The 24,752-nt window shown below is 56.7% G+C and carries 22 protein-coding genes; 18 read left to right on the top strand and 4 right to left on the bottom strand.

Annotated features, from left to right (window positions below):
• Position 1 precedes the first annotated feature (1 nt).
• The 3 genes from AACO21_RS07840 to AACO21_RS07830 are packed head-to-tail and all read right to left on the bottom strand — an operon-like array spanning position 2 to position 5,122.
• On the bottom strand, positions 2-1,564 hold the full coding sequence (locus tag AACO21_RS07840; protein WP_346191958.1) for a ShlB/FhaC/HecB family hemolysin secretion/activation protein: 1,563 nt from the start codon (positions 1,562-1,564) through the stop codon (positions 2-4).
• Between the two features lie 2 nt (positions 1,565-1,566).
• Positions 1,567-4,509 (bottom strand): EAL domain-containing protein, encoded by a 2,943-nt coding sequence (locus AACO21_RS07835; RefSeq protein WP_346191957.1) that lies wholly within the window; start codon positions 4,507-4,509, stop codon positions 1,567-1,569.
• A gap of 13 nt (positions 4,510-4,522) precedes the next feature.
• Positions 4,523-5,122: a FecR family protein gene (locus AACO21_RS07830; protein ID WP_346191956.1), complete on the bottom strand. Its 600-nt coding sequence runs from the start codon at positions 5,120-5,122 to the stop codon at positions 4,523-4,525.
• Positions 5,123-5,345: 223 nt separating this feature from the next.
• On the opposite strand from AACO21_RS07830, the gene AACO21_RS07825 reads away from it, so the two are divergent.
• From AACO21_RS07825 to AACO21_RS07775, 11 genes are all read left to right on the top strand, one after another.
• Positions 5,346-6,113, top strand: coding sequence for a 3-hydroxyacyl-CoA dehydrogenase (locus AACO21_RS07825; protein ID WP_346191955.1), 768 nt, complete (start codon positions 5,346-5,348; stop codon positions 6,111-6,113).
• A 59-nt stretch (positions 6,114-6,172) separates the two neighbouring features.
• Positions 6,173-8,605 carry a heavy metal translocating P-type ATPase gene (locus tag AACO21_RS07820; protein WP_346191954.1) on the top strand — a complete coding sequence of 811 codons (2,433 nt, stop codon included), beginning with the start codon at positions 6,173-6,175 and terminating at the stop codon, positions 8,603-8,605.
• Positions 8,605-8,796: a cbb3-type cytochrome oxidase assembly protein CcoS gene (gene ccoS / locus AACO21_RS07815; RefSeq protein ID WP_346191953.1), complete on the top strand. Its 192-nt coding sequence runs from the start codon at positions 8,605-8,607 to the stop codon at positions 8,794-8,796. Before AACO21_RS07820 ends, ccoS begins: the two co-directional genes overlap by 1 nt.
• A 305-nt stretch (positions 8,797-9,101) precedes the next feature.
• Positions 9,102-10,529 carry a cytochrome-c oxidase, cbb3-type subunit I gene (gene ccoN / locus AACO21_RS07810; RefSeq protein WP_346191952.1) on the top strand — a complete coding sequence of 476 codons (1,428 nt, stop codon included), beginning with the start codon at positions 9,102-9,104 and terminating at the stop codon, positions 10,527-10,529.
• 19 nt (positions 10,530-10,548) lie between these two features.
• Positions 10,549-11,181 carry a cytochrome-c oxidase, cbb3-type subunit II gene (gene ccoO / locus AACO21_RS07805; RefSeq protein WP_346192110.1) on the top strand — a complete coding sequence of 211 codons (633 nt, stop codon included), beginning with the start codon at positions 10,549-10,551 and terminating at the stop codon, positions 11,179-11,181.
• A 5-nt stretch (positions 11,182-11,186) separates the two neighbouring features.
• Entirely contained in the window at positions 11,187-11,363 is a 177-nt protein-coding gene (locus AACO21_RS07800) for a cbb3-type cytochrome c oxidase subunit 3 (protein ID WP_346191951.1), read from the top strand.
• 15 nt (positions 11,364-11,378) lie between these two features.
• Positions 11,379-12,278, top strand: a complete 900-nt coding sequence (gene ccoP, locus AACO21_RS07795) for a cytochrome-c oxidase, cbb3-type subunit III (protein WP_346191950.1) — start codon at positions 11,379-11,381, stop codon at positions 12,276-12,278.
• A gap of 160 nt (positions 12,279-12,438) precedes the next feature.
• Entirely contained in the window at positions 12,439-13,839 is a 1,401-nt protein-coding gene (ccoG, locus tag AACO21_RS07790) for a cytochrome c oxidase accessory protein CcoG (protein ID WP_346191949.1), read from the top strand.
• A gap of 13 nt (positions 13,840-13,852) precedes the next feature.
• On the top strand, positions 13,853-14,368 hold the full coding sequence (locus AACO21_RS07785; protein WP_346191948.1) for a FixH family protein: 516 nt from the start codon (positions 13,853-13,855) through the stop codon (positions 14,366-14,368).
• A 49-nt stretch (positions 14,369-14,417) separates the two neighbouring features.
• Positions 14,418-14,549, top strand: a complete 132-nt coding sequence (locus AACO21_RS07780; RefSeq protein WP_346191947.1) for a DUF3149 domain-containing protein — start codon at positions 14,418-14,420, stop codon at positions 14,547-14,549.
• Positions 14,550-14,604: 55 nt separating this feature from the next.
• On the top strand, positions 14,605-15,156 hold the full coding sequence (locus AACO21_RS07775) for a hypothetical protein (protein ID WP_346191946.1): 552 nt from the start codon (positions 14,605-14,607) through the stop codon (positions 15,154-15,156).
• A gap of 9 nt (positions 15,157-15,165) precedes the next feature.
• Here the strand turns inward: AACO21_RS07775 and AACO21_RS07770 are convergent, their stop codons facing one another.
• On the bottom strand, positions 15,166-15,711 hold the full coding sequence (locus AACO21_RS07770) for an NUDIX hydrolase (protein ID WP_346191945.1): 546 nt from the start codon (positions 15,709-15,711) through the stop codon (positions 15,166-15,168).
• Positions 15,712-15,897: 186 nt separating this feature from the next.
• On the opposite strand from AACO21_RS07770, the gene motA reads away from it, so the two are divergent.
• From motA to AACO21_RS07735, 7 genes are all read left to right on the top strand, one after another.
• A complete protein-coding gene (gene motA / locus AACO21_RS07765) occupies positions 15,898-16,755 on the top strand; it encodes a flagellar motor stator protein MotA (RefSeq protein WP_346191944.1) in 858 nt (285 codons plus the stop codon).
• 31 nt (positions 16,756-16,786) lie between these two features.
• Entirely contained in the window at positions 16,787-17,728 is a 942-nt protein-coding gene (gene motB, locus AACO21_RS07760) for a flagellar motor protein MotB (protein WP_346191943.1), read from the top strand.
• A gap of 30 nt (positions 17,729-17,758) precedes the next feature.
• A complete protein-coding gene (locus AACO21_RS07755; protein WP_346191942.1) occupies positions 17,759-18,982 on the top strand; it encodes a methyl-accepting chemotaxis protein in 1,224 nt (407 codons plus the stop codon).
• Between the two features lie 18 nt (positions 18,983-19,000).
• Positions 19,001-19,366 (top strand): response regulator, encoded by a 366-nt coding sequence (locus AACO21_RS07750; protein ID WP_346191941.1) that lies wholly within the window; start codon positions 19,001-19,003, stop codon positions 19,364-19,366.
• Between the two features lie 65 nt (positions 19,367-19,431).
• On the top strand, positions 19,432-21,762 hold the full coding sequence (locus tag AACO21_RS07745) for a chemotaxis protein CheW (RefSeq protein ID WP_346191940.1): 2,331 nt from the start codon (positions 19,432-19,434) through the stop codon (positions 21,760-21,762).
• Positions 21,763-21,783: 21 nt separating this feature from the next.
• Positions 21,784-22,284: a chemotaxis protein CheW gene (locus tag AACO21_RS07740; RefSeq protein WP_346191939.1), complete on the top strand. Its 501-nt coding sequence runs from the start codon at positions 21,784-21,786 to the stop codon at positions 22,282-22,284.
• A 77-nt stretch (positions 22,285-22,361) separates the two neighbouring features.
• Positions 22,362-24,710, top strand: a complete 2,349-nt coding sequence (locus tag AACO21_RS07735) for a methyl-accepting chemotaxis protein (protein ID WP_346191938.1) — start codon at positions 22,362-22,364, stop codon at positions 24,708-24,710.
• Positions 24,711-24,752: the final 42 nt, after the last annotated feature.

Below are 24,752 nucleotides of genomic sequence, written 5' to 3'. Positions count from 1 at the left end.
ATCAGAAAACGTAACTTGCCTTGATGTGCACAAAATGGTCGCCAGCTTGGCGTTGGGCCCCGGGAATGTTGCTGACGAGTGGGCGTAATGTGCGGCCTAGGTCGATTCGTATTGACACCTTGTCAGGAACGTTGGCACGAACACCGATCCCCATGCTGGACAGTGTTTGACGGGTTCCAAGCCCATCATCATGGACGTTGCCATAATCCGTGAAAATCAATGCGTGGGTTTGCACGGGTTGTTCAAACAACGGTGCCGCAAATGCGGGGGTATGTAGTTCTAACGTGCTGGCATAGCCGCGGTCGCCAGTGACAGAGCGCTCCTGATAGCCGCGCAGGTTAAGGCTGCCGCCAAGCCCGAATTGCTCCCCGGGGATCAGGTGGTTATTGCTGTATTGTCCGGACAAGGTGAGCTTGCCTTTCCATCCATGTGTGAGCGCCGCTTCGAGTGAAGCGCTCAGGCGGACTGCTTGCCAATGTAGTGTCTTGTTCAGGCGCTCGTAATAAGCCCGATCTCCTCGCGCACCGCCGGCCACATTGTGCAGGTAGGCTGCAACAAGGTGGGTATCCATGGTGTCGGTTGTACGCCGATTGACGTAAGTGAGGCTGATCGGGCGGCTATCCAAGCTACCGCAAGCATCAGTGCTGAGCGCTGTATTGTTGCTGGTGCACTGGTTATCGAATGATTTGTAATCGATGCCGTAGAGTATTTTTTGCTTTGTTTCGCCGAATGGGGCCAGTTGCTGGACCAGGCGGGTGCCCAGTGTGGTGCCTTGGCCTGTCAGCGACGCAAGGCCTTCTGGTGTGCTGGTTTGGCCCGTGCGGGATTCTGAATGGCTTGCCTGTAGATCGAGTGATAGCGTCGAGTTTGGCAGAGGGAGTCTGTAACCTAGGCTGGCGATCCGATTCCGCTCCGGGTGATCTGTTGACGTGCCAATCAGTGCTGTCACGATATGGTCCCTGTTAAACAGGTTGGCATGTTGATAGCCGAGGTAAATCCGATTTCTGCCCAGAAGGTGGCTGCCCTCGTTATCGTAGGAAACAGAAAAGTGCTGAGGCCGCCGGTCGGTGATGTCGATTTTGGCCTTTACTTCACCCGGGTAAGGGAGTGCTTCCAGCGTGACGCCGATTTGTTTCGAGGGGTTTTCATTCGAAAGGGCGATTTGTTTGATCAGCCTCTGTGCATTCGGTGATTCACCGAGCGCGATCTCGGTGAGTGGCGTACGGATGTTTGCATCGTCGTGATGGTGATTGCCCTGGATATGTACCTCTGCCACCCGTCCCTCAATGATGCGTAGCATTGGGGAGCCATTGGTGCTTGTCGTATGGCGAACCTGTACTGCCGGATAGCCTGCCCCGTTGTATCTCTCGCGTACCAGGTCTGCCCATGATTCGGGTGAGGCTGGGTGTGTGTCGCTTGGCGCGAGATGGAGGAGATCAGCGGTGTCGATCAGTGTGTTGCCGACCAGTTGCGGGGGTGCGCTGTCAGCATGGCAAAGACCACAGACTGCCAGGGTGCATCCGGCAAGCAAGAGATGGTGGATCGGGTGGAAATGGGCGGGCATGGCTAGTGCGATGGCTTTGTATAAGGAGGCTGCCGGGCTTGATCTGTCCGGATGGCGGTGGTGGCGTCGGCGTATGAAAGGGCTTTTGCAAATAGCCAACCCTGCCCGGTGTCGACGCCTAGCGTTTCCAGTGTGTGGGCCTGAGACTCCTCTTCGACGCCTTCGGCAAGGATTTGTTTGTTCAGTGACTTTCCCAGGCCGGCGATGGTGCGGACAATTTCGCGCGCTTCGAGTCCTGCGTCCAGACGAATCACAAACGAGCGGTCAATTTTGAGCGTGTCGAACGGAAAACGATGCAGATAGGCGAGGGAGGAATAACCAGTGCCAAAGTCATCGATCGAAATCTTGAAGCCCATGTCAGCTAACGCAATCAACGTGTCCGTCGTTTTTTGCGGATTGGACATGGCCATGCTTTCGGTGACCTCAAGCTTGAAACGTTTTGGGGGAATAGGCGCGAGCGTATTTAACAGGGTGCGGCATTCGGCGACCAGATCCTGCTCATTAAATTGCCTTCCTGAGAGGTTGACCGCAACCTCTCCCTCAAAGCCGAGGTTCTCCCATGACTTCAGGTCGCGAGCGGCCTGATAGAGTGTCCAGCGGCCAATTTCATTGATTTGCCCGCTTTCTTCTGCGTACGGAATGAAATCATTCGGGAACATGAAGCCTTTTTCAGGATGTTCCCAACGGATCAATGCCTCAAAACCAATCAGCCGGCGATCCGCAAGCCTTACAAACGGTTGGTAGTAGAGCTTGAACTGATTGCCTTCTGCAAGCGCTTTGTCGATGTTTTCGTGTAACCAGCGGCGACTCTTTTCCAGCGCTTGTTCGGCGGGATCGAAGCGCCGGCATTTGCTGCCTCCTTCTGTCTTGCTGTGAACCAAGGCCAGGTTCGCTGCATTCTGAAGGTCGTCCGGGCTATCGATACCCTGAGCGGAGTGCGCCCATCCGATCGAAGCATGAGCGGTATATGGCGTTTCGTTGAAATGGAATGGCGTCTGAAAGAGGGTCTGAATACCTTCGGCAATACCAGGGTTTTCGGGGCCGAAATAGGCGATGGCGAATTGATCGGAGCCAAGTCTGGCGACCAGCATATGCTCGTCGGCAGTCTCTTTGAGGCGGCGGGAAAGTTCGTTGAGCAGCGCATTGCCAGCAAACTGCCCAAACTGTTCATTGATGCTCCGAAAATTGTCGATGTCGAGCATGACCAGGCCGACGCCTTCTGCTGCGATGCTCGGGCTGCCAAAGCGCTGCTTCAGGCGCTCATTGAACAAATCCCGGTTGGGCAGTCCGGTGAGGCGGTCATGCCAGGCATCATGGGCAATCTGTTTTTCGAGTTGTTTTTGTTCCGTGATGTCGGTCAGAGATCCGGCCATTCGCGATGGTTTGCCCGGCTCACGAACGGCGATGCCGCGTGCCAGCATCCAGCGTAGTGTGTTGCCAGCGCTGAATCTGAAAATATGGTGGAAATGGCCGCTACGGCCTTGAAGATGAGCGTCCAGTTCAGCCTGGAAGCGTTGTCGTTCCATCTGATCCAGCAATGAAACCCAGTCGTCGATATGTTCAATTGGCGCGCTCGGATCAAGTCCCATCAGTTGTTTCCAGCGCTCCGAGAAGAACATGCGGTTACTGTCCAGATCCCAGTCCCAAAGGCCATCGTTGGTTCCCTTTGCTGCCAGCGCGTAGCGGGCCTCACTGGCGCGCAGTGCATTTTCCGCGGTCCTGCGCTGTCGTTCTTCGTTCCAGGCTCGATGGGCGATGCTGCCAACGGTGGCTAAGCCCAGGGCAATGACAGGGAAGATCAGCGATAGAACGATGCCTTGTTGGTTGAACGCCCACTGAGCCAGTGCAGTCAGTAAACCGAAAATCAGCAGGGAACATCCAAGTGCCACGCGGCCGGAGAAGGTGTTGGCAAGCATGGCTGCACAGAGGGGCAGGAGAATCATTGCTGCTATTTCTGCGAGCGGAGCCCAGTCCGGACGATTCAGCCAGCGTTCGGTGAGGATGTTATCGACGATGGTGGCAATGCGTTCCACGCCGGGGAGTGCAGGGTCAAATGGTGATGCATGACGATCGCTATTGCCCAATGCGGTGTCACCAATCAGCACAATCTTGTCCTTGAATAGGCTTGGGTCGAGGCGGCCGGCCAATAGGTCTGCGAATGAGGCTGTGTGGAATGTATTGCTTGCACCGTAGTAGTTCACCCATTGCCGGGATGCCGCGTCCAGGGGGATATTTGTTGTGCCGAGGCGAATCTCTTTGCCGAGTTTGGCTTCAATGGCGGTGCCGCGCGCAAGTTGGGCGACTTTTAAGGCCATGCTGGGGAGAAGTTCGTCTTGGTACCACAACGCAGGGAAGTCGTAGCGCAAACCGCCATCTCTATCCGGGAGTGCAGAAACATGTCCTAGCCCGCGGGCGCGTTGTGCGAACTCGGGCAGAGGTAAGAGCGCCCGCTGGGGCATCAGCCCCATATAGCGTCGCGCTTCATCATTCTGAAAATGGGTAAATGCTTCATCGGCAATACGATCGGGAAGTGGTGCTGGCGGGCCGCGTTCGCCGTCTGCCGAGAGTGCGAAAGGAATAATGACATTGCCCGCTGTTTGAATTGCCTCTGCCAAGGCGCGATCTGCCTCCGGGGCCCGGTGGGCGTGTTCGACAAAGAGCATGTCGAAGGCGATCAGGCGTGCGCCGGCTGCTTTGAGTTTGTGAATGGATTGTGCGATTAACTTGCGATCAATCGGAATGGTGCCGATTTCCTCCAGGCTCTTGTCGTCAATAAGCAGAATGCTGATGGGCGTGCCGGGGGGGAGCGGCCCTCTGAAACGGGCTTGAGCATCTACGAGTTGGCCCTCCAGATTGGACAAAAGCGGCACCTGTTGGCGTCCTGCCCACAAGAGCATCGCCAGACATGCTGCACATGCGGCAATCAGCCCGTAGCGCCAGTTCATTGCCGGCTCCTTGTCAGAAACCACCAAGGCGGTCTTGGATTGCCTTCAGTCGCTCTTCCTTCCATTCCTTGGCCGGTGAGCAGGTGCCTTCCGCATCACAATTTGTTCCGGCATTGGTGGTTTTCAGAATGACGGGCAGGGCTCGGGTTTTCTTCAGGGAGTTGACGCTGACTGCGCCTGATTGGATTGAGACGTCTGTACCGGTATCCGGTTTGACTTCAATGATGTATTCGGTGCCGCGAACGGCGGTGACGACGGTCGGCGTTTTAACGTTCCAGCTGCCGTTTTCGGAGGGCGCAACGCGTTGGCTGATCAGGCCGATATCCAGTTCAAAACGCGCGGATTTGCGGCGATTGCTGTCGTCGACCGTGAAGTCTGCAACGCGCAATGTCGATCCGTCGCTCAGGATGACGACAGATCCATCGATGAAGCGAATTTTGAGGCGACCTTGCGCGGTTGTTTGGATCTCGCTGCCGCTTTCAATCTTGCTGCCCGGTACAAGAGGAGAGGACTGACCGTTCAGCGTCGCAGTGGCTGATCCGCGAACAGCCTGTACCTCTCCGACGGTTGCAGCGGAAACGCTCAGCGCAACGAGGCTGAGGGAAGCTGCCATCAATAATTGTGCCGAGCATTTCATCATTTTCCCCCTGTAAAAAAATGTAGTCGCACCTGATTATCGGTGTACTTGCGTGAGGGGGCAATATTTCCGAGAAATCAAGCAGCTTGGCAGGGGGCTTACCCAAGCGCCATTCCTCGCGTTAAGATGTGATACGTTTTCCATACGCTACCGTTTGGAAAATGAAACGATAAATGATGAAACAAGGAGAGCGTGCGAAATGCAGATTAAAGATAAAGTTTTTCTGGTGACCGGTGCTGGCTCCGGTCTGGGTGCTGCCACGGCCAAGCTGCTGTGTGAGGGCGGTGCAAAGGTCGTGATGGCTGACCTGAACCGTGAAGCGGGTGAGAAGCTGGCGGCTGAGTTGGGCGCCGGTGCGGTGTTTGTTGAAACCGATGTCACCAGCGAGTCTTCGGCGGTCAACGCCGTGCAGACGGCTGTTTCCACCTTTGGCGGCTTGCATGGTCTGGTGAACTGTGCCGGCGTTGCGCCGGCAGAAAAAGTGGTTGGCAAGGAAGGCCCGCATCGCCTGGAGAGTTTTGCCAAGGTCATCAACATCAACCTGGTGGGCTCTTTCAACATGATCCGCCTGGCTGCCGAAGCCATGATGAAGGGCGAGCCGGATGAGGGTGGTGAGCGCGGCGTGATCGTGAATACCGCCTCTGTTGCTGCCTTTGAAGGCCAGTTGGGGCAGGCTGCGTATGCTGCATCCAAGGGCGGGATCGTTGCCCTGACCTTGCCGGTGGCGCGTGAGTTGGCGCGCAGCGGCATCCGCTGTCTGACCATTGCGCCTGGCATTATGGAAACCCCGATGTTGCTGGGTATGCCGCAGGAAGTGCAGGACTCCCTGGGCAAGATGGTGCCCTTCCCCTCGCGTATGGGTAAGCCGGCGGAATACGCTGCCCTGGTGCGTCACATCGCCGAAAACAGCTACCTGAATGGTGAAGTGATTCGCCTGGATGGTGCCATCCGCATGGGCACCAAATAAACTATACTTTGGCGTTTGCCATTGATCGAAAAGGCACTTCGGTGCCTTTTTTAATTTGCATGTCCGAGCACGCCTGTTATCACTGTGGTCAGCCCATCCCGGATGAGGTTGACCTCCCCGTTGTCGTTGCAGGCGAGTCGCGCGCCATGTGCTGTTATGGTTGCCAGGCGGTTGCTCAGTCGATCGTCGAGAACGGCCTCGAAGAGTATTACCGTAGCCGGGATGCGCTACCGGAGTCGCCGCGTGAGGCCATGCCGGCCGTGCTCGAGGAGCTGGTGCTCTACGACCATGCAGAGTTCCAGAAAAGTTTCGTCAAAGCGTTGGGTGAGACCGAGCGTGAGGCCTCCCTGTTACTGGAAGGGATCACCTGTGCTGCGTGCATCTGGCTGAACGAGCGGCATGTGGCGCGTCTGAAAGGGGTGTCCGCCGTCGATATCAATTATGCGACGCGGCGGGCGCGTGTGCGCTGGGATGACGCCCAGATCAAGTTGTCGGATATTTTGGCCGCTGTTGCTGCGATCGGCTACCGTGCCTATCCCTACGATGCAGCCAAAAATGAGGAAATTTCCCGCAAGGAGCGCCGGGATGCGCTTTGGCGCTTGTGGGTCGCGGGCTTCGGGATGATGCAGGTCATGATGTATGCCTACCCGGTCTACATCGCCAATGGGGACATGACCCCCGACATCGAAAGTTTGATGCGCTGGGCCAGTCTGGTGCTCACCGTGCCGGTCATCTTCTATTCGTCCGCCCCGTTTTTCCGGAGTGCGTGGCGTGACATCAAGTTGCGTCGTGTCGGGATGGATGTGCCGGTGGCGCTGGGGGTGGGTGCTGCATTCATTGCCAGTTGCTGGGCGACCTGGGTACAGGCTGGAGAGGTGTATTTCGACTCCGTCACCATGTTTGTCTTCTTTCTGCTGGGGGGGCGTTTCCTGGAAATGACGGCACGCCAGAAGGCCTTGAGCGTGACCGAGGCCCTGGCCAAGCTGTTGCCCGCTTTTGCCCAAAAAATGCCCGATTATCCGGTCGGCCTTCGGACTGAGCAGGTTTTGGTCTCTGACCTGCGGTTGGGGGATCATGTCCTGGTGAAGCCGGGGGAGATTATTCCCGCGGATGGTCGGGTGCTCGACGGGGTCAGTAGCGTGAATGAGGCCTTGCTCACCGGGGAGAGCAGGCCCGTTTCCAAGCGTCAGGGCGATGGGGTGACCGGTGGGGCCGTGAATACGGAAAGCCCGTTGGTGGTGGGGATTGAACGGGTTGGCGAGGAAACCCGCCTGTCGGCCATCATCCGGCTGATGGAGCGTGCTGCGACCGAGAAGCCGAAGATTGTCGAGGTGGCGGATCGCATCGCCAGTATCTTCGTGGCAGCGCTCTTGATCGTCGCCGTGCTGGTGGCGCTGGGCTGGTATTTTTACGATCCATCGCGGGCGCTCTGGATCATGGTGTCTGTTCTGGTGGTGACTTGCCCCTGTGCGTTGTCGCTGGCAACGCCCATCGCGTTGACGGTGGCGGCGGGCGCCCTGGCCAAGGACGGGCTGCTGGTGACGCGGGGGCATGCCATTGAGACCCTGGCGCGCGCGACGCATTTCGTTTTTGACAAGACCGGGACGTTGACCGTCGGGCAGATGCATTTGAAGGGCGTGTTGCCGCTATCCGATTTGTCCGAGGCGGATTGTCGCCGGCTTGCGGCAGCGCTGGAGCAGCGTTCGGAACATCCTGTCGCGAGAGCGTTGTGCGCAGCCTGGGAGGGGGGGCTGCCCGACATCGATGAGATGGTTAGTGTGGCAGGCATGGGTGTGGGTGGGTGTTATGAAGGGCGTTTGTATCGGCTGGGGCGTCTGTCTTTTGTGGCGCCGGGGGCGAGCTTGAGCGAGGCCGCGATGGCCTGGCTTGATGCGCCGGACACGGTTGTTGCGCTGGGCGATGGTGAGCGATGCCTGGCGCTGTTCAGAATCGGCGACGCCGTGCGCCCGGAAGCGGATGAACTCATCAAAACCTTGCATGCGATGGGGCGTGAGGTCGTTTTGCTGACCGGTGACGCGCAGCCGGTCGCTGCTGCCTTGGCTGCCCGCTTGGGTATTAAGGTGGTGCATGCGGCGGTCTCGCCGCAAGGTAAATACGAGCGTGTGAAGGCGCTCCAGGCCAATGGGGCTGTGGTGGCGATGGTCGGGGATGGGGTGAATGATGCCCCGGTTCTCGCTCAGGCTCAGGTTTCTGTGGCAATGGGCGGCGGCGCGCAGTTGGCCCGTGCTCAGTCTGATTTCGTACTGCTCTCTGAAAATCTGGTTCATCTGACGCAAGGTTTGCAGCGGGCGGGGATGACCCTCCGCATCATCCGCCAGAATCTCTGGTGGTCGTTTGCGTACAATTTTGTCGCGCTGCCGCTGGCCATTGCGGGTTATGTCACCCCGTGGATGGCCGGTATCGGTATGTCGGCGAGCTCTTTGCTTGTGGTGCTGAATTCGCTGAGAATTCAGCGCATGGAGAATGATTGATGGAAAGCGTTTATTTGTTGATACCGGTCTCTGTCCTGCTCGTCTTCGGGATTGCATTTGCCTTTTGGTGGTCGGTCCGAAGCGGTCAGTTTGACGATCTGGAGGGGCCGGGCTTCAAAATCCTGATGGATGACGACAAGGCGCCAGGTGGGCATGCGGTGAAAAAAGACCCCGGGGAAGAAAAAGTTTGACCTGCGTCAACGCAGGTTGAAGGCATTTTTAACAGAATAGCCTCATTGTGAAGCAATTGCTTCACGTCATTTCTCTGTTGGGGTTGGGGTGCGTTGCGACGCACCCTTTTTTTTGCCCGCACGCCAGGGGATGTCGCGCCACAGGCTTGTGGCAGTTGGGTTTTGGCCAATATTTTTATCTAGATAATTGGTAGGTTGATCTAGGTCAAAACCCCCGCTTCCACTTAGAATACCATCCGTTTTTATGCGCCACCTTGGGTTCAGGGAGGTGGACATCGTTTTTTTTATTAACGAGAGGTGGGTTCATGTCTGGAACGCAAACCACATATAACGATAAGGTCGTACGGCAATTCGCCGTCATGACCGTCATCTGGGGCATCGTCGGCATGCTTGTCGGTGTCATCATTGCAGCTCAGCTGGTCTGGCCGGAGCTGAACATTGGTCCGTGGCTGCACTTTGGCCGCCTGCGTCCGCTGCATACCAACGCGGTTATTTTCGCGTTTGGTGGCTGCGCGCTGTTTGCAACGTCGTACTGGGTCGTGCAGCGTACCTGCCACACCCGTCTTTGGGGTGGTCCGCTGATCCCCTTCACTTTCTGGGGCTGGCAACTGATCATTGTTCTGGCTGCCGTGACCCTGCCGCTGGGTATTACCAGTGGTAAGGAATATGCGGAACTGGAATGGCCGATTGATATTCTGATCACCTTGGTCTGGGTGTCTTACGCAGCTGTCTTCATCGGTACGATGGTGAAGCGCACCGTCTCCCACATCTACGTGGCGAACTGGTTCTTTGCTGCGTTCATCATCGCTGTCGCACTGCTGCATCTCGGTAACAGCATGGCCCTGCCGGTGACGCTGACCAAGTCCTACTCCGCTTACTCCGGTGTTCAGGATGCAATGATTCAGTGGTGGTATGGCCACAACGCCGTTGGCTTCTTCCTGACGGCAGGCTTCCTGGGCATGATGTACTACTTCGTTCCGAAGCAGGCTGGCCGTCCGGTTTATTCCTATCGTCTCTCGGTTGTTCACTTCTGGGCGCTGATCTTCACGTACATGTGGGCGGGTCCGCACCACCTGCACTACACCGCGCTGCCGGATTGGACTCAGTCTGTCGGTATGATCTTCTCTCTGATCCTGTTGGCTCCGTCCTGGGGCGGCATGATCAACGGCATCATGACGCTGTCGGGTGCCTGGCATAAGCTGCGCGATGATCCGGTTCTGAAGTTCCTGATCACCTCCCTGTCCTTCTACGGTATGTCCACCTTCGAAGGCCCGATGATGTCGATCAAGACGGTGAACGCACTGTCTCACTACACCGACTGGACCGTTGGTCACGTGCACTCTGGTGCGCTGGGCTGGGTTGCCATGGTGTCGATCGGCTCCATCTACTACCTGCTGCCGCGCCTCTTCGGTAAGTCCGAAATGTTCAGCACCAAGCTGGTGACGGTTCACTTCTGGGTCGCCACGATTGGTACCGTGCTCTATATCGCCTCCATGTGGATTGCCGGTGTGATGCAGGGTCTGATGTGGCGTGCAGTTAATGCTGACGGTACGCTGGCTTACAGCTTCGTCGAGTCCGTGAAGGGTTCCTACCCGTTCTGGGCAATCCGTTGGCTGGGTGGCGTCTTGTTCCTGTCCGGTATGCTGATCATGGCCTACAACATGTTCAAGACCATGGCAGGCGGCAAGACCGAAGATGTGCCGGTGATCGCTCCGGCTGGTCATCACGCCTGATTAGGGAGAAATAATAATGATCAAGCATGAACAAATTGAAAAGAGCGTTCCGCTCCTGGTCATCCTGACGCTGGCAGTGGTGATCTGGGGTGGTCTGCTGGAAATCGTTCCGCTCTTCTTCCAGAAATCCACGACGACGCCGGTGGAAGGCACCAAGCCGTATGATGCCGTCCGTCTCGCCGGTCGTGACATCTACATCCGTGAAGGTTGCTACAACTGCCATTCGCAGATGATTCGTCCGTTCCGTGCTGAAACCGAGCGCTATGGCCACTACTCTGTGGCGGGTGAGTATGTCTATGACCACCCGTTCCAGTGGGGTTCCAAGCGTACCGGTCCGGATCTGCATCGCGTTGGTGGCCGTTACTCCGACGAATGGCAGCGTGCTCACCTGATCAATCCGCGTGATGTGGTGCCTGAGTCCAACATGCCGGCTTTCCCGTGGCTTGCAGCGAACAAGGCCAAGGATACCGTGGGTGCCGACATCGAGAAGAAGATGCAGGTCATGCGCACGTACGCCAACGTTCGTGGCCTGCCGACCTATTCCGATGAGGAAATCCAGAAGGCCAAGGAAACGATTGGCGACAAGACTGAACTTGATGTCTTGGTTGCCTATCTCCAGGGTCTCGGTACGGCGCTGAAGAACGTCAAGTAATAGCCATGGACATCAACGATCTGCGTTCGCTCGTGACGGTTGCCGGCTTGCTTTGTTTCCTCGCGATTGTTGCCTGGGCTTATAGCAAGGGCAGCAAGAAGGGGTTTGATGAAGCTGCCAACCTGCCGTTCGCAGAGCATGATGATCAGGGTGCGGCGCCATCGTCGTCGCACCCGCGCTGAAAAAAAGGAAAGCAAATGAGCGATTTCGTTAGCGATTTTTGGAACCTGTACGTCATTGTGATCGTGCTGGCCAGTATTCTGGCTTGCGCAGTCCTCTTGGTCGTTCAGGGCAAGGCGACTTTCACGCCGGGCAAGACCATGGGTCACGTCTGGGATGAAACTCTTGAGGAATACAACAACCCGATGCCGAAGTGGTGGAGCTGGATGTTCATCATTACGGTCGTCTTCGCGCTGGTCTATCTGGTGCTCTATCCGGGCCTGGGTAACAACAAGGGCGTGCTGGGCTGGACTTCTGCCGGCCAGCACAAGGCTGAAGTCGAGAAGATGGATGCTGCCGTGAAGCCCTTGTTCGACAAGTACATGGCCATGGATCTCAAGGCCGTTGCTGCTGACAAGCAAGCGATGGAAATGGGCAAGCGCCTGTACCTGACCTACTGTATGCAGTGTCATGGTGCGGATGCTCGTGGTGCCAAGGGCTTCCCGAATCTGACCGATGCTGACTGGCTGTATGGCGGTGAGCCGGATCAGATCAAGGAAACCATTGCCAACGGTCGCATGGGTGTCATGCCGCCGCATGCCCAACTGGGTGGCGATACCATCAAGGATCTGGCCAATTTCGTTCGCTCGCTCTCCGGTCTGCCGAATGACTCCGTTCGCGCAGCCAAGGGCAAGGAAGCATTCGCTTCGGCTGGTTGCTTGGGCTGTCATGGTCCGGAAGGTAAGGGCATGCACGCTGTGGGTGCGCCGAACCTGACCGACAAGGTTTGGCTGTATGGCTCCTCTGAAGCCACGATCATTGAAACGATCACCAATGGTCGTCAGAACAAGATGCCGGCCTGGAAGGAGTTCCTGGGCGATGCCAAGGTTCACCTGTTGGCAGCCTACGTCCTGAGCCTGGGGCAGGGCGCCAAGTAATTTGGTTTGTCCAGAAACGGGGCGGTGTGTAGCCGCCCCGTTTTTTTGGTCTACAGTTGTACGGGAATATCGTGCGCTGTATCTAAATTACGTTGCATCAAGCGTGATCCGGATTCAGGATGAATTGGGCGTAGCGTAATTTCGATACCGGTATAAATATATGGATAACCAGCAAGAGACATCCAAGGCAGCTTCCTCGCAGGTTTCGTTCTACGAGAAGCACAAGAAGATCTACATCCGAGAGGTTCAGGGGTGGTGGAACACCTGGCGCTGGGCCTTGGTGTGGTTTACGCAGGTTCTCTTTTTTGGCGTTCCCTGGCTTGAGTGGAACGATCGTCAGGCGGTTTTGTTCCATCTTGTTGAGCGCAAGTTCTATCTCTTTGGTTTGGTCCTCTGGCCGCAGGATGTATTTTATCTGGCTGTTCTGCTGATTATTTCGGCTTACGCCCTGTTCCTGTTCACTGCGATTGCCGGGCGCTTATTCTGTGGTTACGCCTGTCCTCAGACCGTTTATACCGAAATTTTTGTTTGGGTCGAAAACCGTATCGAAGGGGATCGCGCGGCCCGAATGAAATTGGATAAAGGGCCCCTGACGCTGCGTAAATTCGGTTTGAAATTCGCCAAGCATCTGGTCTGGCTGGTCATTTCTTTCTGGACCGGATTTACCTTGGTTGCCTATTTCACGCCGGTGAGTGAATTGTTGGCCGCCTTCCCGCTCGACTTGTCCGGTTGGGAAATGTTCTGGACCTTGTTCTACGGTGGCTTCTGCTACATGCAGGCCGGGTTTCTGCGTGAACAGGTTTGCAAGTACATGTGTCCGTATGCCCGTTTTCAGGGGGTGATGTTCGATCCGGATACCTTGGTGATCACTTATGACCCGGAGCGGGGCGAGCCGCGGGGTGCTCGGCGCAAGGGGACTGACGCGGCTGCCTTGGGCGATTGCGTCGATTGTGGCTTGTGCGTTGCCGTATGCCCCACCGGGATCGATATTCGCAAGGGAATCCAGTACGAGTGTATCGGTTGTGGCGCCTGCATCGATGCATGCGATCCTGTGATGGATAAAATTGGCAAGCCGCGCGGCTTGATTCGTTATACGACCGAAAATGCGCTGGCCAAGCATTTTTCGCCGCGCGAGGTGATCGCGCATATCTTGCGTCCGCGGATTATTTTGTACTCGGTCATCCTGTTGGGCATCATGCTGGCGACAGCATGGTCGTTGGCGGTACGGGTCCCCCTCAAGGTGGATGTCATTCGCGATCGCTCAATCCTGGCGCGTGAGGCGGACGATGGTCGGATCGAGAATGTCTACAACCTCAAGATCATGAATACGACCGAATCACCTCAACGCTATGCACTGGCGGTTGAGGGTATGGCGGATGCCGAGATCGTCGGGGAGAAATGGGTGCCGGTTGATAGCGCCGAAAACCACGAGGTGACCATTGTCGTGCGCGTTCCGCCGGAATCGGGCAAGGCGGGGGCTAACACGATTTATTTTGATATTCGGGCCGAAGCGGATCAAAAAATCGCTGTCCGTGAAAAAGCATCTTTCTTGATGCCTTGAGTAGGAAATTGCAATGAATGTTCGTAATGATGTCTTGCCTTGGTATAAGCAGCGTTGGCCCTGGCTGTTGATTGCCGGGCCCGCGACGGTGGTGGTGGCCGGGATTGTGACGGTCTGGCTTGCCGTGGTCAGCAATGACGGGTTGGTCACGGACGATTATTACAAGCAGGGCTTGGCGGTGAATCAGCAGTTGCAGCGTGATCAGCAGGCGCAGGCCATGGGCTTGCAAGCCGATTTGATGCGTGCAGATCACAATTTGCGCCTGTTTTTTTTGAATGGTCCAGAAGCTGCCGCCTTGCCTGAAAAGTTGACGCTGCGCATCGCACACCCGACGCGTGCGGGGCAGGACCAGATCGTCGAGATGAAGGGGGAGAGCCCGGGCCTTTATAGCGGCAAGCTGGATGCAGACATTCGTGGTCGTTGGCTGGTTTCGCTGGAGGACCCGTCCGGGAAATGGCGTTTGCACGCTGAGTGGATGGCGGATGCGGCCAAGCCCCTGCGTTTGGTGGCGAAGACCACGCAAGAGTGAACTGATTCTTTTCGCTGATTCTTTTTGTTACGTTACTGGGAGGTAACTTATGGCTTGGGAACTGTTGTTTGGTAGCGATATCGGGCTGATGAGCCTGGGTGTCATTGTTGGCGTGCTGGTGATCGGTGTTGTCATGGGCAAGCTCTACAGCAGCAAGATGAACGAGAAATCGGGCGGTTAAATCGCCTTGTCTCGGTAAGAACCCCCGCCCAGCGATTGGTGTCGGGGGTTTTTTTATGCGCATGAATCGTTTGCTTCCTCGCGCGCTGGCGCTTTCTCTTGCGTTGCACGGTGCTTTGATCGCCGTGTTGGCGGAACTGAGTGCGCCCGCCGCCTTGCCGGAGAAAAAGCTGCTTGCTGCGCGTCTGCGCGGGGCCCCAGTGATGCGTCACGCGGCAAGCGTGCAGACAGAGATGCGTCAGGATACGGTTGCGCCAGCCAGGCGCGGGCAGGCTTCCAGGCGGTCGACCGGCGGGGAAGGGCAAAAATCGACAATGACCTCCCCGATTACGGTTCTCCCGGAGCATGATGCTGTCGAGATCCGTTTGCGCTTGGCCGCAGCGCTGGCGGAAAGTGCGCCGCTCTCTTTGATGAATTTTCCTGTGCGTCTCGATGTTGTGTGGCAGGCGGGCGGGAGGGTGAGCGTGCAGGGTGACACGCTGCCTCTGAATACGCATGCGCGCCTGCTGGCGGTCGTTACCGATGTGCTGTCAGGATCGCGGGCAATTGAGCGGGCAGGGCGCTTGTCGCTCGAATTCGGGGACTTGGATGCGAGCGGGGAAAGCTGAGTTGCCTGCTCAGTAGTGGGGCGTCACGGGGAGTTGGTGCTCGTGAAAGCCGAACGTGCCCTGTTGCCGCTCCTGCAGATATAAAGTCAGGCAAAGGCGCACGCTGCCAAAGGCCAGGTCGTTCCAGGGGATGTCCTGTGCATCAAAGAGTTGGACGTCCAGGCTCTCTTCTCCGGCTGCGTAGGTATTGCTTGCCATTTCTCCCCGGTAAAAAAGATGAATCTGGTCAATGTGCGGCAGGTTGACCATGAGAAATGGGATGGGAGAAAGGATGTGTGCGCCGGCCTCCTCCTCGGTTTCCCGGAGCGCGGCCTGTGCGGTACTTTCGCCATTTTCCATGAATCCGGCCGGCAAGGTCCAAAAGCCATGGCGAGGCTCAATGGCGCGCTTGCAGAGCAGGATGCGCTCATGCCAGGTTGCGATGCAGCCGACAACCATGCGTGGATTCTCATACTGAATGTGGCCGCAGGCAGGGCAGATGTGCCGCGGCCGATTGTCACCGGCGGGGATGGCGTACTGGGTTGGGGCACCGCACTGGTTGCAAAACCGGATCACAACACATCCTTGGTCGAGTGATGATAGGGTTCAAGTCTAGCATTCGGTATCGTGCGTAAGGCCCGTAGATTCTGCTAAAAATGGCATTTCTTCTTTGCGCTTAGCCAAGGCTCATGGCTACAATACCGAGGACCAAACAAAAAGTATCAGGCCGGTCGTGAAAACCGGCCTCTGTGGGGGCTCTGCATGTTTCTGATTATCGGTTATGTGGTCATTCTTGCGTCTTCGCTGGGGACGTATGCCATTCACGGTAGCCTCCTCGCGTTGTGGGTGCCGACCGAATATGTCGCTATTGTCGGCCTGACGATTGGCGGCTTTTTGGCCGGGAACGACATCAAGATCATCAAGGCCACCGTTGCTGCGGTACCCGGCGTCCTGAAAGGCTCCAAATACACCAAGGCGTTTTATATCGATGCCTTGGCGATGTTGTTCGAGATTCTCTCCAAGGTCCGTAAGGAAGGTTTGATGTCCATTGAAGGGGACATCGAGAACCCGGAGGCCAGCCCGATTTTCAGCAAGTACCCCGATCTGGTTCACGATCACCACATCATGGAGTTTGCAACGGATTACCTGCGGATGATGGTGGGCGGGAATCTGAATACCGTCGAAATCGAAAGCCTGATGGATGTGGAACTGGAAACTCACCATCATGAGGTCGAAGGCCCTGCGCATGTGGTCCAGAAAGTGGGCGACGCAACGCCTGCTTTCGGTATCGTGGTGGCGGTGATGGGGGTGGTGAACGTGATGGGCTCGGTGGGGCAGCCGCCTGCTGTCCTCGGGAAGATGATCGGGGGGGCGCTGGTGGGGACCTTCCTCGGTATTCTGATCTCTTACGGCTTCGTGGCGCCGATCGCCAGCCTTCTGGAACAGAAGGCGCATGAAGGGTCGAAGATCTACCAGATGATCAAGATGGTATTGCTCGCCTCGATGTTGGGCTATGCGCCGCAGGTTGCCATCGAATTCGGTCGCAAGACACTGGACTCGTCCGTTCGTCCCACCTTCCGCGAACTTGAGGAAGAACTCAAGGCGCGCAAAGGGAAATGATCCAGGCAACGGATGCGTAAAGGCACGGTAGATGAGTGACGATTCGACACGCCCCATAGTCATCAAGCGCAAGAAGGTGGTCGCAGGCGGCGCCCACGGTGGCGCTTGGAAAATTGCCTACGCCGACTTCGTGACGGCGATGATGGCCTTCTTTCTGCTGATGTGGCTTTTGGGTTCGACTGCGAAGGGCGATTTGCAGGGGATTGCCGAGTTTTTCCAAAACCCGTTGAAAGTGGCGCGTGAGGGCGGGAGTGGCTCGGGTGACGCATCCAGTGTCCTGAAGGGGGGCGGCAAGGATTTGACGCGTCAGTCAGGGCAAGTCAAGCGTGGCGAAGTGGATACCGAGAAGAAGACCTACTTTGCCAAGGAAACCAATGCTGAGTTTCGCCGTAAAGAGCAGGAGTCTCTTGAAAATCTGAAGTCCCAGATTGAAAAGATGATCACCGAGACGCCTCAGCTGGCGCAGTTCAAAAAGCAGATGCTGCTCGATATCACGAGCGAAGGCTTGCGGATTCAGATCGTCGATGAGCAGAATCGCCCCATGTTTGATTCGAGCAGCGCTGAGCTGAAACCTTACACCCGAGATATTCTCCGCCAGATCGGGCGTGCGCTCAATTCGGTTCCCAATCGGGTCAGCTTGGCCGGGCACACCGATGCGGCGCAGTTTGCCGGGGGAGACCGCGGTTTCTCGAACTGGGAACTTTCGGCAAACCGCGCGAACTCATCGCGCCGCGAATTGATCAATGGCGGTATGGATGAAAGCAAGGTGCTCCGCGTGGTGGGGCAGTCCTCTACCATTTTGTTCGACAAGAATGATCCGCTCAATTCCGTGAACCGTCGGATCAGTATTGTGGTCTTGAACCGCAAAGCCGAAACGGCCATCCTTCAGGAAGAAGGTCCGGAGGCCGAAGTGGGTGGAGAGGAGGCGCTGCCGGGCTTCCAGTTGCCGAACGGCGCCAAGACGGCGGGCTGACAATGGGAGCCATGAACGAGGAGCTGTTGCTTGCAAGCCAAAACTAAACTCGTGGTTGCAGGTGCTGCATGGTCTGGGCTCATTCTCGGGGCGCTGGTGCTCGGCGCATTTCCGCTCGGCATCGGGGGGAGCGTTGCTGCCGTGTTGTTGCTCGCGGTGGGGTGGGCCGCTTTTGCGTTTTGGCTGGTGCCGACAGAGCGGCATGAGGCGGATGCCCGTGCCCGTCATGCGGTTGACCAGCAATTGATCCGCCATAGTAGCGATGCGCTGAAACGGATTTCCTCCGAGTTTGCGCAGCAACTCTCCGTCATTCGGGAAGATGTGATCCGTACCCAGACCATCTTCGGCGAAGCAATTGGCAAACTGATCGGCAGCTTTCAGACCACTAATGCGCATGTCCAGCGCCAGCGGCAACTGGGTTTGCAAATCGTTGCGGGCTCGTCCTCCGCTACCGAGGGCGAGGTTGTGGATTTTGCCGCTTTCGCAACGAAGACTTCGGATACGTTACGTAAGTTTGTGGATAGCGTTGTCGAGAATTCCCGACTGGCGATGAGTTTGGTTGAGCTGACCGAGCGTATTTCCGCACAGATGCGGGATGTGAATGGGCGCCTGGGGGAAATTGAGGGAATTGCCAAGCAAACCAATTTGCTGGCGCTGAATGCAGCGATTGAGGCCGCGCGTGCCGGCGAGGCGGGGCGCGGTTTCGCTGTTGTGGCGGACGAGGTGCGTGATCTTTCCGGGCGAACAAACCACTTCAGTTTGCAAATTCGTGATTCATTGGTGAAGATGCAGAGCAGTATCGATGCGACGGAGCAGACGATCACTCAGATGGCCGCCCAGGATATGACCTTCATGCTGACCTCCAAGAGTGATGTTGAGTCGACCATGATCGGGATCGAGGCACTCAACGCGAAAACAGGTGAGACCGTCAGTGAGTTGAACCAGATCGCGGCGCAGGTCGAAGCGTCTGTCGGTGAGATTATTGTCTCCATGCAGTTTCAGGATATGGTGACCCAGTTGCTGGGGCATATCGGGCGCCGCCTTGATCTGCTGGATGAGGTTGTCAGCGATGAAGAAAAAATGGCGTCTGCCCTGCTGGATACCCAGCATCCGGAGGAAACGCTGCGCATCCTCGACGAATTGCAGACGCACGTCGATCAATTGGCTTTGAAGTTCGATGCCCTGAAAAAAGGGGTCGAAAATAATCCTGTCGCTCAAACTGGCTACGCCAGTGGAGACATTGAGTTGTTCTGATTTTTATAAGAGGTCACTATGCCGAAAACCATTCTTGCTGTTGATGATTCTGCGTCCATCCGCCAGATGGTCTCTTTCACCCTGAAAAGTGCCGGTTACGAAGTGGTTGAAGCCGTTGATGGCATGGACGGGCTGGAAAAGGCAAAAGCGCGTAGCGTCAATCTGGTCCTGACTGACCAGAACATGCCGCGTATGGATGGGCTGACCTTGATCAAGAGTTTGCGCGGCATGCCGCAGTACGCGTCGACCCCGATTCTGATGCTGACGACGGAGTCGTCCGATGCAATGAAGTCGCAAGGCCGTGCAGCCGGCGCCACCGGGTGGCTGGTGAAGCCCTTTGATCCCCAGAAGCTGATCGAAGTTGTCCGTAAAGTGATCGGTTGACCACGGTCTGCTGATGGCAGGGCAGCGCAACGGCCTACGACCGTGAAACTGAGCCAGGGGGGGACATGGCAATCGACATGAGTCAGTTCTACCAGGTGTTCTTCGAGGAGTCTGCGGAGCATCTGGGTACGATGGAAGCATTGTTGCTGGAGCTGGATGTTGATCATCCGGACGCTGAGCAATTGAATGCTATTTTCCGGGCAGCGCATTCCATCAAGGGAAGCGCGGGGACCTTTGGGTTCTCTGATCTGGCCGAAACAACGCATATTCTTGAGAATCTGCTCGACCGTATTCGCCGCAACGAACTGGTCTTGCGGCCTGATATGGTGGATGCCTTCCTGGCCTGCGGTGATGTCCTGAAGGATATGCTGGAGGCCCATCAGGGGCGTGGTGCGGTGGCGCCGGAAGCCGTCGAGCAAATCTGTAGCCGCTTGCGTCGTTTGTCGGACGGTCCTGCCGAAGATCATGTTGACGCGTCGCCGTGCGCACCTGAAAGCGCCCTTTCCGGCGGTCAACACCATTACGACATCCAATTTGTGCCCACGGCAGCCTCGGTGGCGGCAGGGGGCATTCAACATCTGCTGAATGATCTGCGGGCGCTTGGGAAACTCGAACTGCTGGCGCGCCCCGAGCGTGACGATGAGGTGGGTTTCTGGCGACTGAGTCTGGAAACATCGGCCGACATGCTGAGCTTCTCGGATCAGATCGATTTCGTTGCTGAAAACGGCGCTTGGCGCATCGGCGAAGTGGCGCCCTCTGCGTCCGAGGAAACGGCATTCGGGCTCTTTGATGATGCACCTGGCGTGCAGCAGGAAGAGACGGCATACGGATTTTTCGAACCGCTTGCTGCATCGGCTCCTGCGTCTTTGGAGGGGGATGGATTCGGCTTCTTCGAGCCCCTGCCGGAAGTGCCGGCGCCAGAGGCGACCCTGACCGTTGATGCTGGCGATGGCTCGTATGGTTTCTTTGAGCCTTTGCCCGAAGTGCCCGCCCCTGCCCCTGCCGCGCCTGTACAAGAACAGAAGCAGGTAGAGGAGGGCGATGGCTACGGCTTCTTTGAGCCCTTGCCGACACCTGCTGTGGCGTCCGTGGCACCGCCGCCTAAAGTCGAGGACGTGCCACCCCAAACTGCCGCAGCTCCTGTCGTCAAGGCAGCGAGTTCGTCAGAAGGTGCGAAAGCGGGCCGTGCGCCTGCTCCGACCAGTGCAGCCGGGGCTGAGTCGTCCATTCGGGTCAGTGTGGAGAAGGTCGATCAGTTGATCAATCTGGTGGGTGAGTTGGTCATCACTCAGGCAATGCTGTTGCAAACGGCTGCCCGGATGCAGGAGGATGCGCCGGAAAGCTTGGTGAATGGCCTGGTCCAGTTGGAGCGGAATACCCGGGATTTGCAGGAATCCGTGATGTCGATCCGGATGTTGCCGATTTCTTTTGTTTTCTCTCGCTTTCCCCGTGTGGTGCGGGATTTGTCGAGCAAGCTTGGTAAGCAGGTCGAACTGAAAACGTCGGGTGAAACGACCGAACTCGATAAAAGCCTGATTGAGCGAATTGCCGATCCGCTGACACACTTGATCCGCAATAGCCTGGATCATGGGATTGAGTCCCCTGAGAAGCGTGTGGCTGCCGGCAAAAGTCCGGTCGGAACAATTACCCTCAAGGCCTATCACCAGGGGGGCAATATCGTGATCGAGGTGGGGGACGATGGTGCGGGCCTGAACCGTCAGAAAATTCTGACCAAGGCGCGTGAGCGTGGTTTGCCTGTCTCGGACCAAATGACGGACAGTGAGGTATTCAACCTCATTTTTGAAGCCGGCTTTTCCACCGCGGATCAGATTACGGATGTTTCCGGACGGGGCGTCGGTATGGACGTCGTGCGCCGAAATATTCAGTCGATGGGCGGTCGCGTTGATATTGAGTCGATGCAAGGGGTCGGGACCCGCATGACGGTACGTCTGCCGCTGACCCTCGCCATTCTTGATGGGATGTCTGTTGCCGTTGGCAATCAGACGTATATTCTGCCCTTGTCGTATGTGGTGGAGTCTTTGCAGCCGCAGGCGAGCGATATCAAAACGCTCTCCAATCGTGCGCGTGTCGTTCAGGTACGCGGCGAATACCTCCCTGTGGTCGTCTTGCACGAACTCTTTAACCTGGCTTCTGACTGTGCAGAATTGACCCGAGGCATCATGGTTGTTCTGGATGCGGATGGTACTAAGGCCGCCTTGTTCGTGGATGCTTTGCTTGGGCAACATCAGGTCGTGATTAAGAGCCTTGAGGCGAACTATCGCCGGGTTCCTGGTGTCTCCGGGGCGACCATCATGGGGGATGGTCACGTTGCCTTGATTCTAGATGTCTCAGCAATTGCGGGCATGGCGCGATCCACGCTGGGCAAAGCTGCCTAAGGTAAAGCGAAGGAGATTTAAATGGATGTGACTACGCAAAAAACTGCCGTTGCAGATGATGAAAATTCGGTGGCTTGTGAGTACCTGACATTCACGTTAGGGAGCGAGGAGTACGCGATTGATATCCTCAAGGTGCAGGAAATCCGCGGCTACGAGCAGCCCACCCTGATCGCAAATACGCCGCCGTTTATCAAGGGCGTGATTAACCTGCGCGGCATCATCGTGCCGATCGTCGATCTCCGGATCAAGTTCAATCTGGGCAGCATTGAGTACACCCCCTTTACGGTCGTCATCATTCTCAATGTGGCCGGCAGGGTGATCGGTATCGTGGTGGATAGCGTATCGGACGTGATTTCTCTGACGCCGGCTCAAATTCGTCCGGCGCCTGATTTTTCCGGAAGTTTCGATACGAAATACATTCTGGGCCTCGCCAGCATGGATTCCCGAATGATGATCGTGACCGATATCGAACGACTGATGACCAGTGCAGATATGGAACTGATCGAGAGTGCGACCGCCTAGCCTTGCGGCCGCTGATCTGTTCTAACAACCTATAACGGCCCTTGAGCCATGCGTAATGAGTCAATGAGGAGGGATGCATGAGAACCAACCTGCCGGTTACTGATCGGGAAGTGGTGCTGTCACCGGAGACGCTGATTGTCTCCAAAACCGATCTCAAGGGTCGGATCAACTACATCAACCGTGACTTCCTGGAAATCAGCGGTTTTACCGAAGCGGAACTGATTGGGGAGCCGCACAACATCGTCCGGCATCCGGACATGCCGGTTGAGGCGTTTGATGATCTCTGGAAAACCCTCAAGCAAAATCGCCCCTGGACCGGATATGTCAAGAATCGCTGCAAAAACGGGGATTACTACTGGGTTGAGGCGAATGCGACACCGATTTGGGAAAACGGTCAGGTAACGGGCTACATGTCCGTACGCCGCAAGGCCGATCCTGCGGTGATCGCGCAGGTGGATGCGGCCTACCGGCAGTTCCGCGAGAAGCGTCAGGGTAATCTGCAGGTGGTCCGTGGTGCCCTGGTTGCCGGCGGTGAGGGCATGGGTGCGTCTTTGCGCGATACGTCCATTTCCGCCAAACTGAACTGGATTGGCCTGCTGATGGCCGTCGGCTTCATCGCCTTGGCACTGGGCGGCGAGATGCTGGGCCAATTTGCCCTGTTGGCAGCGGTGGTGATGGCCTTGCTTGGTTTCGTGCTCCTGCGGGGGGTGGCTGGCGCCATTACCCGTCCGATGTCAGTGGTGACGGACACTTTCCGCAAGATCGCTGCGGGCCAGTATTACAACAAGTTTGACTTCAATCGTGACGATGAAATCGGCAAGGTGCTGCAGGCAATGCAGTCCATGCAGATCAAGTTGGGATGCGATGTGGCGGAGGCCAATCGCGTTGCAGAAGAAAATCTCCGGATCAAGATCGGCCTGGATAATGTCGCGACCAACGTCATGATTGCCGATGATGGCCTCAACATCATCTACATGAACCGCGCAATCCATGAGATGTTCCGGATTGCCGAGCCGGATCTGAAGAAGGATCTGCCGAATTTCTCGGCAGCGACCCTGATGGGCGCGAATATCGACATCTTCCATAAAAATCCGTCACATCAGCGCGGCATGTTGCAGCGCTTGACCGGTACCCACCGGGCAGCAATCAAGGTGGGGGGGCGTACCTTCTCTTTGGCCGTGACCCCTGTCTTGAACGACCGTGGTGTCCGTTTGGGTTATGCCGTGGAGTGGTTGGATCGTACGGCTGAAGTGGCGGTTGAAGAAGAGGTTGCCAGCATTGTGGCGGCTGCCGCTCGCGGGGACTTTACCCATCGCGTCGCGATGGATGGCAAGAAGGACTTCTTCCTGCGTTTGGCAACGGATTTGAATTGCCTTCTGGATACCGCGCAGCGGGGTCTGGATGATGTGGTGACGGTGTTGGCTGCCGTTGCCGAGGGGGATCTGACCAAGACGATCAGTGCTGACTACGAGGGAACGTTCGGCCAGTTGAAGGATGATGCCAATACGACTGTGACCCGCTTGTGTGAGATTGTTGAGCAAATCCGGGGTGCGACGGATGCCATCAATACTGCGGCGAAGGAAATTGCAGCGGGTAACCAGGATCTCTCTAGCCGTACGGAAGAGCAGGCCAGCAGTTTGGAGGAAACCGCATCCAGTATGGAAGAGCTCACCAGTACGGTGAAGCAGAATGCGGATAATGCCCGTCAAGCGAATGATCTGGCTGCTGCGGCCCAGCAGGTCGCTGAAAAGGGTGGGAATGTGGTTGGTCAAGTCGTGAACACCATGAGCGCCATTCACCAGTCGAGCAGCCGTATTGCCGACATTATCGGTGTGATTGATGGGATTGCCTTCCAGACCAATATCCTGGCCTTGAATGCAGCGGTTGAAGCTGCGCGTGCCGGCGAGCAGGGGCGTGGTTTTGCCGTCGTCGCAACCGAAGTGCGCAATCTGGCGCAGCGGAGTGCTGCTGCCGCCAAGGAAATCAAGGGCCTGATTTCCGACTCCGTCGAAAAGGTCGAGACCGGCAATCGCCTGGTGGATCAGGCCGGGCACACCATGGAAGAAGTCGTCACCAGCATCAAGCGGGTGGCGAAGATCATGGGGGATATTTCGGATGCCAGCCGTGAACAAAGTTCCGGTATTGAACAAGTCAGCCTGGCAGTGAGTCAGATGGATGAGGTGACGCAGCAGAATGCTGCCTTGGTGGAAGAGGCCGCAGCTGCTGCGGAAAGCCTGGAAGAGCAGGCGCATAATCTGACTTCGGTGGTTGCTGTTTTCAAAATGAATGGCGGAGATATCCCCGTTCTGAAGCATGCTGTTTCGGGGAGAGGTTTCGCTGAAGCGGCGAGCCCACAATTGAAGCGCAGCCCCGCCAAGAAGCCAGCTTTGCCTGCTGCCATGGACGATGAGTGGGAAGAGTTCTGATATGAGCGATTTTGGCAAACCCAGGGCGTCGACCGTCGCCCC

The organism is Dechloromonas sp. ZS-1, assembly GCF_039649255.1.
Classification (GTDB): Bacteria; Pseudomonadota; Gammaproteobacteria; order Burkholderiales; family Rhodocyclaceae; genus Azonexus.
This window is presented reverse-complemented; position numbering and strand designations above follow the sequence as displayed.